The following is a 16,506-nucleotide window of genomic DNA, read 5'->3' on the forward strand; positions in this document are numbered from 1 at the left end:
CAACCTATTCCCAATAAAGGTTATGACTGGCATCTTTATTCCACTGATTCCAATTAAAACTTTTTAACGTTTTAACCATCATAATTACACCGCCAACCGGAAGGTAAATTATACCTTTTTGCGCAATGGGTTGTCCTTCTACATGACCTTGAACAGAAGTTATGATTGTTTCATTACCCGTGTTCAAGTCGAAAGATTTCACATCCCCGTTTGTATTGGTTAAAATGATTCGTTCATTTGCAACTATAGGAATTTGGTCAGGTTTACATTTAATACTTTTAGACCACATCAATTTTTCCGTTTGTGCATTAAAGGCGAGCAAACGATCCTTATCGCATAATACGATTATTTCATTTTTATAATTTATTGGATGCGAACCATTAAAATTCATTTGATCTGTTAAGTCCTGATTTCGGATTCCTGAAATAGATTCGGCATTAAGATAAGTGGAGAATTTCTTTTTAATTGCTAGTGTTTTAGGGTCTATGGCGACTAGGTATTCTCTATTTGCGATATTTGCTGAGATATAGATGTTTTCAGTTGTGACGGTTGGAGAAGAAATGAATTTTAGTTTCGAGGTCATTACTTTCTTTTGACCGTTTTCCTTATTAAAAATATAATATAGGCCGCTTTGCGAAACTACATGTACTTCGTTGTTTGCAATTACGGGGCAAGCAATAGCTTCATTGTCTATGCGTTGCATCCAGTTAAACTCTCCAGTTTTAAGTTTAAAACTCACTAAAACAGGATACCCCCCATGTTGATAAACAACAAAAACATTTTCTTCGTCTGCAGAAGGTGTGGAATAGACATAGCTTGCTAACCACTTACTCCATAGTAGCTCGCCTGTTTTGGCATCAATAGCATACAGAGAACAGGATGCTGTATTGATTAATATGATGCCGTTGCTGTAGACTGCAGGTGAAATTCCACCTTCATGGAGCTCGAGTCCCCATTTAAAACGCCCATTTTGAGCATCTAAGCAAAAATATTTTGTGGAGTAGAGACCGACTTGAGAATACAAATGGTTGTCAATTAAGGTGGGCGTTCCAACATCTCCCGATTCTTCAAAATCGATTTGTAAACCGTATTTTGTTTGCTTCAGGTAATCCGTTGGTGCGGTCAGTTTTTGTACAGGGGTGCTTTTAAAACTTATTGGAAAATTCTCATCTCCAGGTTTTGGCCTTAACGCTTCTTCTTTTATTTGCTCTGCAATTGCCTCCATCTCGGCCTTTTGTTCTGCTAACATTTCTTCAATTATTGCTGAACCACGATAAGCTCTTGTACAAGCGGCAGTCCGAAAACCCTTTGAGTTTTGAGCTTTTATCAAATGTATTCCGTTTTCATGTTTCAGGTTTAATACGTAGTTATCACCCTTTTGTACCATGAATTTGCATTGTCCATTATCGTCGGTGAGACCTTCATATACACGGTTGCTGTTTTCGGCTTTGGCATAAACAGGTTCACCTTCAAGAGGTTTTCCATTGTAATCATTCAACGTTAAAGAGAATAAGACATGTGAACTTGTGCCAGTTGTTTGGTGAATTTTGGATTGCAGGATGGTGTCCCCTTTAAACTTTTCGACAATATCTAATTTTTCATAAAAAACAGTTTCTTTCATTTCTATGCCGCGATAGTTTGGGACTTCAAATATTTTGAATCCGGCCATTTCAGCAACATCTATCTCATATTGTTGCGAAATAGGGAGGTAAAAAAATGCTTCTCCATTGGCATTCGAACGGCCAGTAAATTTTATTTTTCCGGCTATGGTTACTACTGCTAAATCAACTCCCGAAACTGGCTTTCTATTTTTATCATGAACTAATACCGTAACCTTAGCCATGTTTTCTTTACCTTTCAAAATTTTACCATCGACAATTTTAAATTGAATTCCATTTCGATCGCCAGCTGGCTTTTCAGCAAAAATTCCTTGTGGATCGTATACAATAGTTCGATTAGCCTCTCCTTTATAGCCCTCAAGAACTTCATAGGTTGCTGCGTTTTTTACCGTTAGATAATTGAACGTGTACATACCAGCTTCAATCAATTCAAAAACAACAGTCCCGCTTTGATCAGTGTTTTGGGAGAGTAGAATAGGTAAAGAAGTGTGTTTTGCTTCTACAAGGGTATTAACAAGAGGTTTTCGTTGTGTGTCTTTTATGGTTAGAGAAAACGTTATTTGAGAAAATGAAATCTTTGCATTAAGAATTAATAATGAGAAGAGGTAAATATTTTTCATGTTGAATAGATTTTGATATTAAAATAACTAGGGGGGATAAAAATGTTACAGCAGGCTTTCTGGTCCTAATAGTTGTTATTATTCTATATTTGATGAGATTATGGAATTAGTACTAGGTTTTTTAGTGGCATTTGGATTACTTGGCTTTTTTGGATGGGAGCGGATAAAAAGGGTTAAAAGGAGTGAAGCGATAATGAGAAAAATTCCAGATCGTGATTTTCCTACGCAATGGGAAGAATTGCTTCGTATTCATGTTCCATTTTATTCACGATTAAATGCCAGTGAACGCCGAAAATTCACGTATGAAGTGCATTGTTTTTTATTGAATTTTGAGATGATTGGAGTTGATACAAAAGTGACTGATTTGGATCGACTTTTAGTAGCGGCTGGTGGTGTCATCCCAACATTTCGACTGGAAAAATGGCATTATAAAAATTTGTCTCGTATAATTATTTATCCGGACAAATTTCCTATTCCAGAATCAGATCAATTGGCCAAAGGATTAACAGGGCAAGGTGAAATGTTTGGGCAAGTATGGTTTTCGAGAAAAGCTATATATGAAGGTTTCGCGATTGATAGTGATGGTAAAAATGTTGTAATCCATGAGTTTATTCATTTGATGGATATGCAAGACGGTTTTGCGGATGGTTTAATTGGTGAAGTTATGTCCAATATTGAAAAAGAGGAATGGAAAACAATTGCACGTGATGTTGCAAAAAAAATTCAAACTGGACAATCATTTATTCGAGAGTATGCAATTGCTAATCCCCTTGAGTTTATTTCAGCGACTAGCGAATATTATTTTGAGACACCAGAAAAATTAAGGAGCGAACATCCCAAACTTTATCGCGCATTGGACAAAATTTACACACCTAAAAAGGAACGATCTCGTTTTTCTTATCAATAAATTCTATACGGGCAGATTGGTGAACGAAATATAAAGTAGGTATATTAAAACAATCAAGGACATTGAAATAATCCAAGAATCTCCATTTACAAGATGAGCGACAAGTGCCGTTAACAAAAATAATCCCACACCGGAATATGCAGCAATTTTAATAGTCAACGGAAAGCCAGGGACTAAAAGGATGAAAACAGCAATGACCTTTAAAATGGCAAGTTGAATTCGAAAAAAATCTGGAAATCCAAGGGCTTGTATTCCAATAATGGTGCTTTTACTGAAGAGGTACGTGGTAGCACTCCAAAGTAAAAACACCACAATGGTTATGGTACTGGTCCAATACATGTTAGAGCAAGTTAGATGCGATAGTGTTTACAAGCTTTGTGCCATCGGGATCAGCCTGTGTTTTAAGAGCACAAAATTGCTCTGCCCAAGTTGAGGTTCTAATACGAAGAGGAGGATTCTCTTGTTGAGCAACCTCTAATATTACCGCAGCTACTTCTTTTCCGGTTTGATATAAAGGGATATCACTTTTGGATAATCGCTCTTGTGTCCCGGCCATGTATTTTTCAAAGATCGGTTGGTATTCTCCTTCCGCGAATTGACCGTTAACTGATGTTTTATCAATGGCAGAGTTCATGAATTCCGTTCGAATACCTCCCGGTTCAACGGCTGTAAATTGAATATTGAAATTTGGTCCAACATAGGAGGCTAATCCTTCTGTAAAACCTTCTACTGCGAATTTTGCCCCGCAGTATAATTCGTTAAAAGGCTGTCCCACTAAACCTCCTACTGATGTGACATTAATAATTCTGCCCGACTTTGATTCTCGCATGTGTGGAAGTACGGCTTGCGTACAAAATACGGTGCCTAGATAGTTGACTTCTGTTACCCATCGAATTTCATCTTCGGTGGCTTGTTCTAACGTCTTTGCGAATCCAGCCCCCGCGTTATTGATGAGAATGTCAATCTTTCCATCCTGAGCTATAATCTTATTTACCGCATGTTCAATTGTTGCGGTCTTTGTAACATCGAGCTCTATTATTTCAATAGGTAGATTGGACGACTTTATTACTTCTCTCAAATTTTTGGCTTTATCTAAATTGCGCATTGTTGCATAAACTTTGTAACCTGCCTGCGCAAATAAGAGAGAGGCTTCATAACCAACACCTGTGCTCGTTCCTGTTATTAAAACGTTTTTACTCATTATAATTTAATTTAATGTTTTGGAATGAATGTTCATTCCAATTTGGTTTAAAATTTTTTTTATTCTTTGATTGCATCCCAAACTAGTTTTAGCTGGTTTGATAATTTTTTTTCAGTTTTTTCAGGTTGATTGAAGTACCAACGAAGATAAGAGAGCACTGCACCACCCGCAAAAGTCATCAGTTCGCTAGGGTCTATATTTTTAATTATCCTATTCTTTTGACCGTAATTGATTAATTCGTAGAAAGGTGTCACAGATTTACTGCCTTCCATGCGGCTTTCTTCTGTTATTATAGGAGAGGCCTGTAATTGTTCAATAATTTTAAAATAGGCTGCGTGACTGATAAAAAAGTCAATAAACGCGGTGAAATAATTTTCAAATTGTGTTTTGACCGGTAAGTTAGGGTCAAACGCTTTAAAAATGTCTTTTTCTTGGTTTTTTATATACAAGTATAAGGCGTTAATAAGCTCCTCTTTGTTTGGAAAGTAATTATAGATTGTTCCCATTCCTGTTCCCGCAGCTTTGGCTATTGCGGACATAGGGGTATTATGAATTCCCTTTTCAGCTAACAGTTTTACTGCAGATTTTAATATGGACTCTTGTTTATTCACATGACAAAGATAAACCATTTGGAATGAATATTCCAAATGGTTTAAACTTTTTTCTATAATTATTTTTTAATGACGAGTTGAATTCGATCACTCCAAATCTTGATCAATTCAAGTTCATTAGCAATTGCCAATTGTTTTTCAGTGTCAAAAAACTGGAGTTTGGTCAAATTTTTACTGGTTTTATTGGGCACCAATATCAATTCTAAACGTTCAATTATAGTGCCTTTTCCTTCAATCTTTCGCCTAACAATATTCTGTTTGCAAGCTTCATATTCTGTCAAGTTAAATACTTGTGGGACCTCATCTTCTTCATGAATCTTAAAGAGTAGCGTTTTAGACTTGCAATCTAAGCCAATGGCAAAATCCCTTGAGTTTTCAATGAACTCCAATTCGGCATTATAACCTGATGCAGTTTTTTTTAATTCAGCAATAATTTTTTGATTTGCTTTCTTTTTACGTATTGCCATAATGACAAAGGGGGTAATGCACAGCAAGATGCACACTAATCCCGTAATTAATGTTCCTTGTTCCATTTTAAAATATTATTTGATTATTCGACAATGAAATTGCCGTTAAAAGTTGGGTTTAGATTGGAAGTTAAGGAATTACCAAAAATGGTGATGCGGGTAAATTTCTGCAGTTTTACGGGGTTTAATTAAGTCATTGAGGCAAATAATCCGATTTACTTTAGCACGAACGACAGCGAGTTTATTAAGAAAATCCTTGCGACTAATCGTCCAAAAACCATTAAAACTGTTTTTACAAGAGAGGGAATGTTGATTTGAAACTGAAGCCATTAATTCGGTTGAATCACATAACGCAGGATCAAGAATATTTGGGATGCTGGCCTTTAAGCTTTCAGTTTTGGATTTATCTTGTGCTTTTTGAGTATATGAGTGATTATTGTGAATTAAACCAAAAGAGTAGATTAAAACCAATAAAACAACATTAAAATATTGCTTAAATCCTGTCATACAAAAATTAGGTTAATTCGGGTCGCAATACTAAATCACTAAAATCATTGATACACTCTTCGTTATCAAACAATACCACAAGAGTATCGTCTGCTTGTATCACTGTCGATCCCCCAGGGCGAACATATTTATCATTTCTTTTAATCATGACAACAAAGGCGGTTGAAGGAAATTGTAAATCTACAATCCGTTTTTCAACAGCATGACAATTTGGTGTAACTGTTATTTCTTTCATTGCCGTTTTAGGCAGATCTAAATAATATTTTTCAAAATCCTCATTGGGCTTTTCTTCGGGCATTCCAACATTCAACCATTTAGCAACTGTGGTTAATGTTGTGCCTTGAATCACAATAGAAGTCACAGAAATAAAAAAGACAAGATTAAAAATGATGTTAGCCTTCTCAATTCCTGCTAAAAGCGGGTATGTAGCAAATACAATTGGTACAGCTCCTCTTAAACCTACCCATGAGATGTATAACCTGCGTCTATTTTTCATTTTAAAGAAGAGGAGGCTGATGAAAACACTCAGTGGTCTTGCGAATAAAATAAGGAATAGCGAGATTAACAATCCGATACCCATGTATGGAATTATTTGAGTTGGAAAAACTAATAAACCTAAAGTCAAGAAAAGGATTATTTGCATGAGCCAAGCCAAGCCATCAAACATATTGAGAATGGTTGATTTGTGGATTAAATCCTGGTTTCCTAAATAAACTGCACAAATATAAATGGCCAAAAAGCCGTTTCCGCCCATAAAATCAGTTGCTGAGAAAGTTGTAAACATTAATGCGATAGCCAAAACAGGGTACAAACCTTCTACATCTAAACGTATATTATTGATGACAATTTTACTGAGTTTTCCAAATAGAAATCCCGCTAAACCACCAATTAACATTTGCTGTAGGAAAAATGGAATAATAGCCAGAAAGCCTTTATCCGGACTGAGGACAAGAGTCAAGAATGAAATAGTTAATACATAGGCCATTGGGTCATTACTTCCACTTTCCAGCTCTAAAGTAGGACGTAGGTTCGTCCGCAACGCAAGGTTTTTAGACCGGAGAATTGAAAATACAGCGGCAGCATCCGTAGAAGAAACAATGGCCCCAAGTAATAAGCTTTCGTAAATAGTAAAATCGGTAATAAAATAAACAAATCCCCCCAAAATAGTGGCGGTGAGCAATACACCTAATGTCGATAATACAAGTCCTTCTCTCAAAATTGGTTTAACGGAATTCCAATTTGTACCAATTCCTCCTGAAAACAATATGAAATTAAGCGAAACAACCCCAATGAATTGAGCAATTTGTGGGTCATTAAATCGTATGCCTCCTATACCATCAGAGCCAGCTAACATCCCTATACCTAAGAACAATAGGAGAGTGGGTACACCAAATCGATAGGATGTTTTTCCAGCAATTATGCTTATTAAAAGCAATAATGACCCAACCAATAATATGTTTTCAATTGATAAACTCAACTATATTAAAAGAATTTCAGGTGCAAAATTAAGATTATTGTAGAACTATTAATAGGACCAAGTTCCCATTAATCTTAAATTAATTAAAATTTCATTGCGTTTATTTTCTACTTTTGAAATTGAACTTATAATTCGTTGATGAAAAAAGTAATATGGTTAACCGGATTGTCTGGAGCTGGTAAGACTACCATTGCCACTAATTTAAAGGAGCTTGGGGTTGATGCTGTTTTTTTAGATGGAGATATCTTACGAAAAGGATTGTGTAAAGATTTAAAATTTTCGTTAGAAGATCGCTTAGAAAATATCCGGCGAGTGGCTGAAGTTGCTCGTCTATTTATAGAAAACGGCAAAACCTGTGTATGTTCATTTATTAGTCCAACTAAAGCTAGTCGAGAAATGGCTAAAACTATAATTGGCCATGAAAATTTTGTTGAAGTTTATGTAAACACGCCTTTGAGTATTTGTGAGAAAAGAGACCCAAAAGGGTTATACAAACTCGCTAAATCAGGAAAACTTAAAAATTTCACCGGTATAGATTCTGTATATGAAGCTCCAGAGGCACCTGAATTTGTTTTGGACTGTTACAACGAATCGGTCATTGATAGTTCTCAGGAGTTGTATAACTATCTTGAAAAAATGTTGTATATTTAGCCAAAATTTTAAGAGTCAATAAACTAATCTTATGAAAAGAGCAACGCAACGCTTGTTATTAGCAGCAGCACTAATTACGGTTTTGAACTTTCAGAGTTGTAAAAAATATGAAGATGGCCCAGCATTTACTTTAAAAACAAAAAAATCTCGTTTATCTGGAGAATGGGAAGTTGTTAGAGTTTATGATAATAGTGGAGTTCAAGTATTCCCATATTCTGGGAGTGATTATTCTGTTGAAATAGAATTTGAATTTGAAAAAGATGGTGATTTCGAACAATCATACTTTGTGTCTTACGATGGATATTCGTACAGTTCTTCGGCAAAAGGAGAATGGGAATTTTCGTCGGATAAAGAAGAACTAGAAGTTGAAATTGATAACTTCAAGCAAGATTGGGAAATTACACGTCTAACTTCAAAAGAATTTAATTTTGAAGATGAAGACGGTTATGAGTGGGAATTAGAAGCAAAATAACCTTTGTTTATAAAATACTAAAAACAGCAAGTCCTCGGTCTTGCTGTTTTTTTATGCTTAAAATTGAATGATATGATTGAAATGGATGAAAACCTCGAATATAGTAAGTTACAAATTGAATTTACACCGAGCATTGCTGAGATTTTGTTTGATTTGGACATCACCATCCTAATAAGTACTTATCAAGCAGGAAGAGTGATAGCACTGGGGAGTCAAGATGGAGCAAAACTTACACAAATTCCATTCGTCTATAAAAAACCTATGGGAATTGCAATTCAAGACGAAAAACTTGCAATTGCAACTTTGGATGAAGTTCATTTCTTATCTTCAAAAGGTGACATTCACAAGAGTAAAAAAAGCAACGAGCAAAATTTTGACCGTTTTTATGTGCATCGGTCAACTTATAATACGAACCGATTAGATATTCATGATATTGAATTTGGAAAGGGTTCTTTATGGGGAATAAATACGGCATTTTCTTGTTTGTGTAAGTTTGATATTAACTATAGTTTTGTTCCAAAATGGAAACCGAATTATATCACTGAATTAGTTCCGGAAGATCGCTGTCACCTAAATGGGTTAGCAATGGTTGACGATGTTCCCAAATATGTTACCGCACTGAGTCAAACTAATGTTAAAGAGGGATGGAGAGAAGATATAATGGGGTCAGGAGTATTGATGGAAGTGCCTTCTGGCGATGTATTACTTGAGAATCTTGCTATGCCTCATTCTCCCAGAATGATAGAAGACGAGCTTTATGTTTTAGAGTCAGGTGCTGGACGTTTGTTAAAAGTTAATCCGGATACTAAAACCGCTGAATTGATTTACGATTTTAATCGTTTTATTCGAGGCATGGCTTATAAAGATGGTCTGCTGTTTATTGGAGCTTCTAAAATTAGAGAAACAAGCAAAACATTTAACGGATTAGCGGTAAAAGAAAATTCTAAACATGCTGGCGTAATTGTTTTTGATTTACGCAGTAGAACCTTGCTTGGAAGTATTGATTATTTAACAACAGTTGACGAAATATTTGACGTCCAGTTATTGGAAGGATGTCATAAGCCGGCTTTAATTAATCATAAAGATGATCGGATTAAAGAAGTAATAACGACTCCTTTTGGTGTTTTTTGGTTGAATAAAAAAACAAAAGAGGAAGCTGAATAAGTGCGCCCTCTTTTATATTAAATAATTCTTGCAAGTATGTTTAGTTTAAATAGGTTTGAATTATGATGCAAGAATTCAGTAAGCTAATTATTTATTGCTCATTAAAAACGATGTAATCTCTGCTGGTTCTGCCCTGTTTCGATAATCTGCATCTAAAAAAGCATACGTAATAGTTCCATCTTGTTCAATAATATAAGTTGCAGCTAAGGGAAGTTCATTGGACGTATTGCCATTATAAGCTTTGAGATTGAAAGAAGCGTTGTACATTTCTGCCACTTCATCGGTTAGTTTAAATACGATTCCGTATTGTTTGGCGATTTGATTATCCACATCACTTAATACCTCAAATTCTAAATTATTTTTTTCTGCAGTGGTCATTGAGCTATCCGGTAATTCAGGAGTAAGAGCAAGTAGATTGGCATTATTTGCTTTGAAATTAGGCAGCTCCTCTTGCAATTGATGTAGTGTTAAGTTGCAATATGGACACCATCCACCTCTATACCAGGTTAAAACAACTTTCCCTTTCTCCAAATAATCATAGAGTGATACGGGTTCTCCAAGGGCATTTCTAAGTACGAAATCAGGTGCTTTATCGCCCACTTGTAAGGCAGAACTTGTTATTCCTGTTTGGTCAACGGCAGCTATACCTTCTTTATAAACTTGTTTTTTGTGTTCATCAGCATTTGCTTCAAAATTGGCTTTTTTCTCTTCTAACTTATCTTTTAAAGGTGTTGATTGATCTTGCATATTGTTTTCTTTTATAAAATCTTCTTTTACAATTGAAGTGTTGAATTTAATATTGGTCCAGGTCACATTTATCCATGGGTCATTTGAGATTTCCGCATCCCAATTTGATTTCTTGTACTTCCGTTTTGTGGGAATTTGTATACCGTCTACTTCTTCATATTCAAGCAGCATGATAAAAGGATTGTCAATAACATTATAATCTACTACTGTAAATAGGAATTGATCAACAAGATGAGTGGATTGATTGATATAAACTTGATAAATATCGGTAGGCAATGAATCGTTTGATTGGAATGAAATTTTAACAATATCGTAATTCACATTATTGATTCTTTTTTCTCCAATATATTCGTAGTTCAAGCCCGGGTCCATTAATTTTTGCATCATTGTAAACCAATAAAAATTAGTTGGACGGTTGAACCGAACTTTTTTGAGCGCCTCTTCATTATCGGAAAGCTCGCCGTTCACTTTTAACCAATATTCTGTGCCGTCATACCCTTGTTCAATTATTCCAGCTAAATCAGGAAGTGTGCGTTCATGCCGATGGTATTTGCCGTATGAAAGCTCATCATCAAAAATGTACTTTTCAGAAGATATGTCTGTTAAACCGTCAGGGGTAGTATACGTATATGTGTAGGTTACATTCTCTTTAGATAATAAGTCTTCGTACGTTCCAGTCGCTTCAGTCATTTTATGGATTAATTCATGCCCTTTATTCTGGAATGAAGTTTCCGTGTCATTAGTGCTGTTTCCTGCGTCGTTTTGATTACAAGAAAGCATCAGAAAGGTCAACGATATTGTACTTAAAAAATTGAATTTCATTATTTTATTTCGTTTACGGTGTTGTCTTTGTTAATTGTATTGAACAGGTTTTCAATGTATAGGTGCAATTGTGATTCTGAAAAAATTTTGGTTGCAGTCGAAAATCCAAACATAGATATAAGAAGGAAGTCTGCCAATTCATCTATTTCTTCATCACTCCCATACTTTTGACTAATGAGTGCTTTTTTAAAAGCGTTCCTTACATCATTGGTGTAATTTTCTAACTGATTTTGTATGTTTTTAGGAGGATTTCCAGAGAATTCATTCGCCGTGTTTGTGATAAAGCAACCTTTGCCTAGTTCATTTTCTTTGGAAAATGCTATAAAATGGTAAAAGTATTCTTTTATAGCAGTGATATTGTTACCTCCTTCAACGATTGTGGCTAATAGCTTATTTAACCGTTTTTTATAATTTGCTAGACATGCTGAAAGTAATTCGGTTTTACTGCCAAAACTAGCATAAATAGAAAATTTATTGATTCCCATTTCTTTTTCTAAAACTTGCATGGTTGTTGCCTCAAAACCTTGCCTCCAAAAAACTTGCGTCGCTTTTTCTAAAACTTCTTCTTCGTTATATTTTTTTGATCTTGGCATATTTAATTACAAATCTAACCAATCGTTTAGAAATAAGAGTTGATTTTATCATTTTTCTGTTATTGACTGACTTAAAGTAGGTTTAATCCAATTGAAGTATGTCAATTAATTGATGATTGGTATTGAGGTTTTTTAAGGGGGAAAAAAATTTGTTCTGCCAAGTTTTTGATTTCTCTGCTTGTGTGCTTGTTGTGTTTACCCAAGGTGGATAGATTCTAAAAGCCCTTTTTCCTTCTTTGCTGTGCGATTGAAAAATTCCTCTTTTAATTAGTTCGGTTTTTGGGAAAAAATAGAGGCCACTATGATTATTGTTTGAAACGTAAACTATACAAATGTGGATGTTATCCTCATCATGAAATGGGGCAATAGGGCCGGCTTCACTTCGCTTCCAGATTGTTACAAAGAAACCAACTTTCTTGGGTGTTTGTTTGCCTTCACGGTAAAGCGCTTTTCGATTATTCAGTTTAAATTGAGTTGCGGCATATTCTTTACCTTCTTTATCTTCAATTATATCTGAAAATTCGAACTGGTTTAAATACTTGCTTCTTAGAAGGTCAAAAGTTTGATTCATGATTCATATCAATATGTTTGGCAAACTTAACTATTATGATGATGCTTTAATTTTTTTCGAAGCATAAAAAATAATCAGATATACAAGGTTCAGATTATCAATATTGTGGGTTTGTTTTACTTTTTTTTGAATGAATTTCTAGGTTTATGGCATCAATTTTGTAAATCCACCATTAACGATATAAAACAAAACAATAACACAAAATTATGAAGTTAAAAAGAATGACGATTGCCTTAGGAATCTTAGCTATGACCACTATTTCATGTTCAAAATCATACGATTGTACATGCACGTATACCACCGATAATGGGGCATCAACATCAAGCACTCAAGATGTCCGCGCAAACACCGAAGCAAAAGCTGCCTCTAAATGTAACGATACTAAATCGGAGTTTTCGATTTCAGACAAGTCGGAAATCATTTGTGAGGTAAAATAAAAAAGTTAAAACCTTCTCATTTGAATTGAGAAGGTTTTTTATTTCTTGTAAATCGTATTAAACAGAACACTAGCGGTTAAATCTCCAGTTACATTAACAGTTGTTCTAAACATTCCCAAAATTCGATCAATACCTATAATAATAATCAAACCGTCAACAGGAATACCTGCGCTTTGCAAAACAGATGCTAGAATAATTACACCTCCACCTGGAATAGCAGGCGTTCCTATTGATGCAGCAACAACCGTTACTGTTATGAGTACCAAATTTATTAAGGTTAATTCTATACCGTAAGCCTGCGCCATAAAAACAGTTGTGGCACATTGAAAAAGAGCTGTGCCATCCATGTTTATGGTAGCACCAATAGGAATGACAAAATCACGTATGTGCGGGGCTATATTTAGTTTTTTATCGGCTGTTTTCATTGAAAGAGGCATTACAGCCGCTGAACTGGCAGTGGAAAAGGCTAATAACTGAGGGTCTTTAATGGCTTTAAGAAATTTGAAGGGGTTCATTTTTGCTCCAAAGAAAACAATAATTAGATAAAAGACCATTAATAAAAAAAGACCTAGAATTACGACGAGCATGTAATAGCCTAGCCCAATAAATACTTCAAGACCAGTTCGAGATAACAAGGCTGCCATTAATCCAAATACGGCAAATGGAATTAAGCGCATCGCCCATGAAACGACAATCATACAAATTTTTTGAATGGCTTCCGAAAATCGGATAATAGGTCGTGCCGTATCTTGATTGAGTTGAGTTATAGCGATTCCAATAATAATCGTAAATATTACAACACCTAGCATTTCACCTGAGAGTATTGTTTCAAGGGGATTTGAAGGAATTAAATTTGAGATGGCTTGTGGAATGTTTTCTATCAAATTAGTTGATGATGTCGGAATAATTTCATGATTGTTTCCTTGTGGGAATCCACCATGAGTATAAACATAATTTCCTGGGTTAAAAATAGTTGTAATAGCGACTCCAATAATTATGGCAACCGCTGTTGTTAGGATAAAATAAATCAATAAACGAACGCCTAATGTTTTCAAGTTTTCCGAGGAATTACTTACGATTCCGGAAATAATTGAAGTGAATATTAAAGGAATCATGATCATTTGGACTAGTTTCATGAAGATTTGTCCCGGTAAATCTAACCAACTAGCCAAACTTGTACTAAACGATTCTGAAATTAAGCCGCTAGAAGGATTGAGAATAATACCGAGGCAGGCACCAACGATTAATCCAATAAGTACTTTTAACCAAAGTCGACCTTTGATTAACCGATCTAGATAAATGGAAAGGTGGAAGAGGGGTCTAAAATCTAATCGACCGTTATTTTGTGTTTCCGTCAGTTTTTCCATTTTAGGTCTTTTGTCGCAGTTTTAAATCTTCAATCAACAGTGCTAGTTTATCAACTGTAACGTGATCCATAATCACAACTTTGTACCATTTAGGGGTGCTATGATTATCTGGAACAAGGCCATATTTTTTGACGATTTCTATGGGTACAAAATTAGCGCGAATAGTAATAATATTTGACATGGGATTTCGGAAAAACGCGATGTCCAGCCTTTCAAGTTCTTGACACAGCCACTCAGCTCTTTTTTGTAAAATAAAGATTTTTTCGTGCCAACCATAAGGTCCATTTTTTGCTAAAATCATCCAGACAGCCACTGCATTCGCACCAGAACGACTTCCAATGAGGGTGAAATCTTCCCCTTCTACATAACTCGCTTCTTGTGTATTCACATAGCCAATTAATCCTTTTCTAATTAAAAATATACCCGTTCCGTACGGTGATTGAGCCATTTTGTGCGCATCTAAGGTAAAAGAAGATATTTCAGTATTTTGAAAGGTTAAATCGGTTGACTTGGTTGTAAAAGGGTAGTAGAAACCACCGTAAGCACCATCAACATGAATTCGATAGGCAACGGCGTGTTTTTTTAAAGCTGTTAAGAGGATGTTGATGTCATCTACAGAACCATACATTGTAGTCATCATATTCGCTATGGAAATAAAATACTTTATTCCGTTCGCTTTCGCCTCTTTCAATGTTGCTTCCACGCCTGTTTCAGTTAAAGAACGAGTATCATCAGTTACTGGAAACTTTAGTATTTTCAAACTTAATAAGTTCGCAGCCTTGTCCATTGAATAGTGACTATCTTCACTGCAAACAATTGCAATTTCACTTGGATCAGCGTTAAACTCACTTTTAAAATAATTTCGATAAATCCAAATGGCTTGAATGTTTGCTTCCGTTCCACCAGAAGCAACATAACCATCCTGCTTTTCAGGTTCTCCTTTTAGGATGTCAACAGCACAAATTTCAATCAATTCACGTTCTAGTGCTTGTGTACCTCCAAAAAACGATTCAGATTTCCCTAATGTGTGGCACCCAATATGATTGGGATTTTTCACCATAGAGTATAGAAAGGGAGCTTCTTTTAAAAATGCAGCGTCTTGATTAAAAACTTTATCGTCCAAATAAGAAGCGGGTACACCTAATACACCTTCTTCATCATAGTTGATGTTTTTATCAAGCGCATCAAAAACTATTCTTTTGATTTCTTCTTCTGATTTTTTTGTCCAAAATTTCGTCATTGTTACTGCATTTGTTTTTGCAAAAATAACGAATAAAAAGACTTATTTAAATACCAGTTTTAGGTGAGAATTATTGGTTTTCTTGTCCCAACTCTACAGCTCTTTCAAATGCCGCGTAAGCCGCTTCTTTAATCTTAGCACTCACATCATTATCTCTCATGCTATCAATTGCAGCTTCGGTTGTGCCCCCTTTTGATGCAACTTTGTTTATCCATCCAATCGGTGACAGATCAGAATCCTTAAACAACTGCACGGCACCTTCAAATGTGTTGCTAATCAATACCTTTGAATCATTAGCCGAGAAACCCATTTTTTGTGCAGCCTCAAACATGGATTGCATGAAATAAAATACGTATGCCGGTCCACTGCCCGAAATAGCTGTTGATTTATTGATAAAATCTTCGTTTGCTACATGAATGGCGATTCCAGTGCTGTCCAGAAGATTTCGAATCGTGATTTGTTCAATTTTAGATACACCTTTTGTCTCCGTAAATGCTGTAACTCCTTTTCCTACTTTTGCTGGTAAATTAGGCATGGCTCTAACAATTTTTGAAAGACTTGTTGAGGCTTGCATAAACTCCAATGTAACTCCAGCCATTAGAGAGACAATAATGTGGTCAGTTTTTAAATGCGGTTTGATTTCTTTAAACAAGTCCTCACTGTGATGAGGTTTAACGGCAATAAAAATAATATGTGCGGCAACCACAGCTTCGTCTAGATTTTTATACGTGGTAAAACGTTCGTCTTGACCTAATTTTTCTGTTAGCGCAATGTTTTTGTCAAAAATTAATAAGTTGCCTTTTTTTATTGTATTCGATGCGATTAAACCTTCAGCAAAAGTAAATCCCATATTCCCCGCTCCGATCATTAATACTTTCATATCTGCTATTTCATTTTTATAAGTTACCAATACAGCAACCCTTGAAATGAATGATTGTTTTAAATTTTAGTGAATTTTCAAATTTAGCCATTCTTGAAGGATATGGAAAGAAATACGTGTTAAGTCTAAAAGAAAGGGCAGTTTTAAGTTTAA

At 35.3% G+C, this 16,506-nt stretch carries 18 protein-coding genes; 5 read left to right on the top strand and 13 right to left on the bottom strand.

Features of this window, described 5'->3' with window-relative positions; all coding sequences use genetic code 11:
* Window positions 1-4: 4 nt before the first annotated feature.
* A complete protein-coding gene (locus A8143_RS08020) occupies window positions 5-2,239 on the bottom strand; it encodes an outer membrane protein assembly factor BamB family protein (RefSeq protein WP_066758212.1) in 2,235 nt (744 codons plus the stop codon).
* A 100-nt stretch (window positions 2,240-2,339) separates the two neighbouring features.
* Between A8143_RS08020 and A8143_RS08025 the strand changes: the two genes are divergently transcribed.
* Entirely contained in the window at window positions 2,340-3,146 is an 807-nt protein-coding gene (locus tag A8143_RS08025; RefSeq protein WP_066758215.1) for a M90 family metallopeptidase, read from the top strand.
* Between the two features lie 3 nt (window positions 3,147-3,149).
* Here A8143_RS08025 and A8143_RS08030 read toward each other — a convergent pair whose 3' ends face one another.
* From A8143_RS08030 to A8143_RS08055, 6 genes are all read right to left on the bottom strand, one after another.
* On the bottom strand, window positions 3,150-3,485 hold the full coding sequence (locus tag A8143_RS08030) for a DoxX family protein (protein ID WP_066758218.1): 336 nt from the start codon (window positions 3,483-3,485) through the stop codon (window positions 3,150-3,152).
* Window position 3,486: 1 nt separating this feature from the next.
* Window positions 3,487-4,347 carry an SDR family oxidoreductase gene (locus tag A8143_RS08035; protein ID WP_066758220.1) on the bottom strand — a complete coding sequence of 287 codons (861 nt, stop codon included), beginning with the start codon at window positions 4,345-4,347 and terminating at the stop codon, window positions 3,487-3,489.
* 59 nt (window positions 4,348-4,406) lie between these two features.
* Entirely contained in the window at window positions 4,407-4,958 is a 552-nt protein-coding gene (locus A8143_RS08040) for a TetR/AcrR family transcriptional regulator (RefSeq protein WP_066758568.1), read from the bottom strand.
* Window positions 4,959-5,017: 59 nt separating this feature from the next.
* Entirely contained in the window at window positions 5,018-5,491 is a 474-nt protein-coding gene (locus tag A8143_RS08045) for a hypothetical protein (protein ID WP_139134304.1), read from the bottom strand.
* Window positions 5,492-5,563: 72 nt separating this feature from the next.
* Window positions 5,564-5,932: a hypothetical protein gene (locus tag A8143_RS08050; protein ID WP_066758225.1), complete on the bottom strand. Its 369-nt coding sequence runs from the start codon at window positions 5,930-5,932 to the stop codon at window positions 5,564-5,566.
* Between the two features lie 7 nt (window positions 5,933-5,939).
* A complete protein-coding gene (locus A8143_RS08055) occupies window positions 5,940-7,409 on the bottom strand; it encodes a potassium/proton antiporter (protein ID WP_066758228.1) in 1,470 nt (489 codons plus the stop codon).
* Between the two features lie 138 nt (window positions 7,410-7,547).
* Between A8143_RS08055 and cysC the strand changes: the two genes are divergently transcribed.
* From cysC to A8143_RS08070, 3 genes are all read left to right on the top strand, one after another.
* Window positions 7,548-8,060: an adenylyl-sulfate kinase gene (gene cysC / locus A8143_RS08060; protein WP_066758235.1), complete on the top strand. Its 513-nt coding sequence runs from the start codon at window positions 7,548-7,550 to the stop codon at window positions 8,058-8,060.
* Window positions 8,061-8,091: 31 nt separating this feature from the next.
* On the top strand, window positions 8,092-8,532 hold the full coding sequence (locus tag A8143_RS08065; RefSeq protein WP_066758238.1) for a hypothetical protein: 441 nt from the start codon (window positions 8,092-8,094) through the stop codon (window positions 8,530-8,532).
* Between the two features lie 72 nt (window positions 8,533-8,604).
* A complete protein-coding gene (locus A8143_RS08070; protein WP_083261283.1) occupies window positions 8,605-9,696 on the top strand; it encodes a TIGR03032 family protein in 1,092 nt (363 codons plus the stop codon).
* Between the two features lie 87 nt (window positions 9,697-9,783).
* Here A8143_RS08070 and A8143_RS17225 read toward each other — a convergent pair whose 3' ends face one another.
* The 3 genes from A8143_RS17225 to A8143_RS08085 form a co-directional block, all read right to left on the bottom strand.
* Window positions 9,784-11,265, bottom strand: a complete 1,482-nt coding sequence (locus A8143_RS17225) for a peroxiredoxin-like family protein (protein ID WP_083261284.1) — start codon at window positions 11,263-11,265, stop codon at window positions 9,784-9,786.
* Window positions 11,265-11,858, bottom strand: coding sequence for a TetR/AcrR family transcriptional regulator (locus tag A8143_RS08080; RefSeq protein WP_066758239.1), 594 nt, complete (start codon window positions 11,856-11,858; stop codon window positions 11,265-11,267). The genes A8143_RS17225 and A8143_RS08080 overlap by 1 nt, the downstream gene beginning before the upstream one ends.
* A gap of 82 nt (window positions 11,859-11,940) precedes the next feature.
* Entirely contained in the window at window positions 11,941-12,429 is a 489-nt protein-coding gene (locus A8143_RS08085; protein ID WP_066758242.1) for a MepB family protein, read from the bottom strand.
* Window positions 12,430-12,635: 206 nt separating this feature from the next.
* On the opposite strand from A8143_RS08085, the gene A8143_RS16870 reads away from it, so the two are divergent.
* Window positions 12,636-12,866 carry a hypothetical protein gene (locus A8143_RS16870; protein WP_066758244.1) on the top strand — a complete coding sequence of 77 codons (231 nt, stop codon included), beginning with the start codon at window positions 12,636-12,638 and terminating at the stop codon, window positions 12,864-12,866.
* A gap of 38 nt (window positions 12,867-12,904) precedes the next feature.
* Here the strand turns inward: A8143_RS16870 and A8143_RS08090 are convergent, their stop codons facing one another.
* The 3 genes from A8143_RS08090 to proC form a co-directional block, all read right to left on the bottom strand.
* Entirely contained in the window at window positions 12,905-14,233 is a 1,329-nt protein-coding gene (locus A8143_RS08090) for a dicarboxylate/amino acid:cation symporter (protein WP_066758246.1), read from the bottom strand.
* Window position 14,234: 1 nt separating this feature from the next.
* Window positions 14,235-15,473 (bottom strand): pyridoxal phosphate-dependent decarboxylase family protein, encoded by a 1,239-nt coding sequence (locus A8143_RS08095; RefSeq protein ID WP_066758248.1) that lies wholly within the window; start codon window positions 15,471-15,473, stop codon window positions 14,235-14,237.
* 70 nt (window positions 15,474-15,543) lie between these two features.
* Window positions 15,544-16,353, bottom strand: a complete 810-nt coding sequence (gene proC, locus A8143_RS08100; protein ID WP_066758574.1) for a pyrroline-5-carboxylate reductase — start codon at window positions 16,351-16,353, stop codon at window positions 15,544-15,546.
* Between the last annotated feature and the right edge of the window lie 153 nt (window positions 16,354-16,506).

Source organism: Crocinitomix algicola (assembly GCF_001661595.2).
Classification (GTDB): domain Bacteria; phylum Bacteroidota; class Bacteroidia; order Flavobacteriales_D; family Crocinitomicaceae; genus Crocinitomix; species Crocinitomix algicola.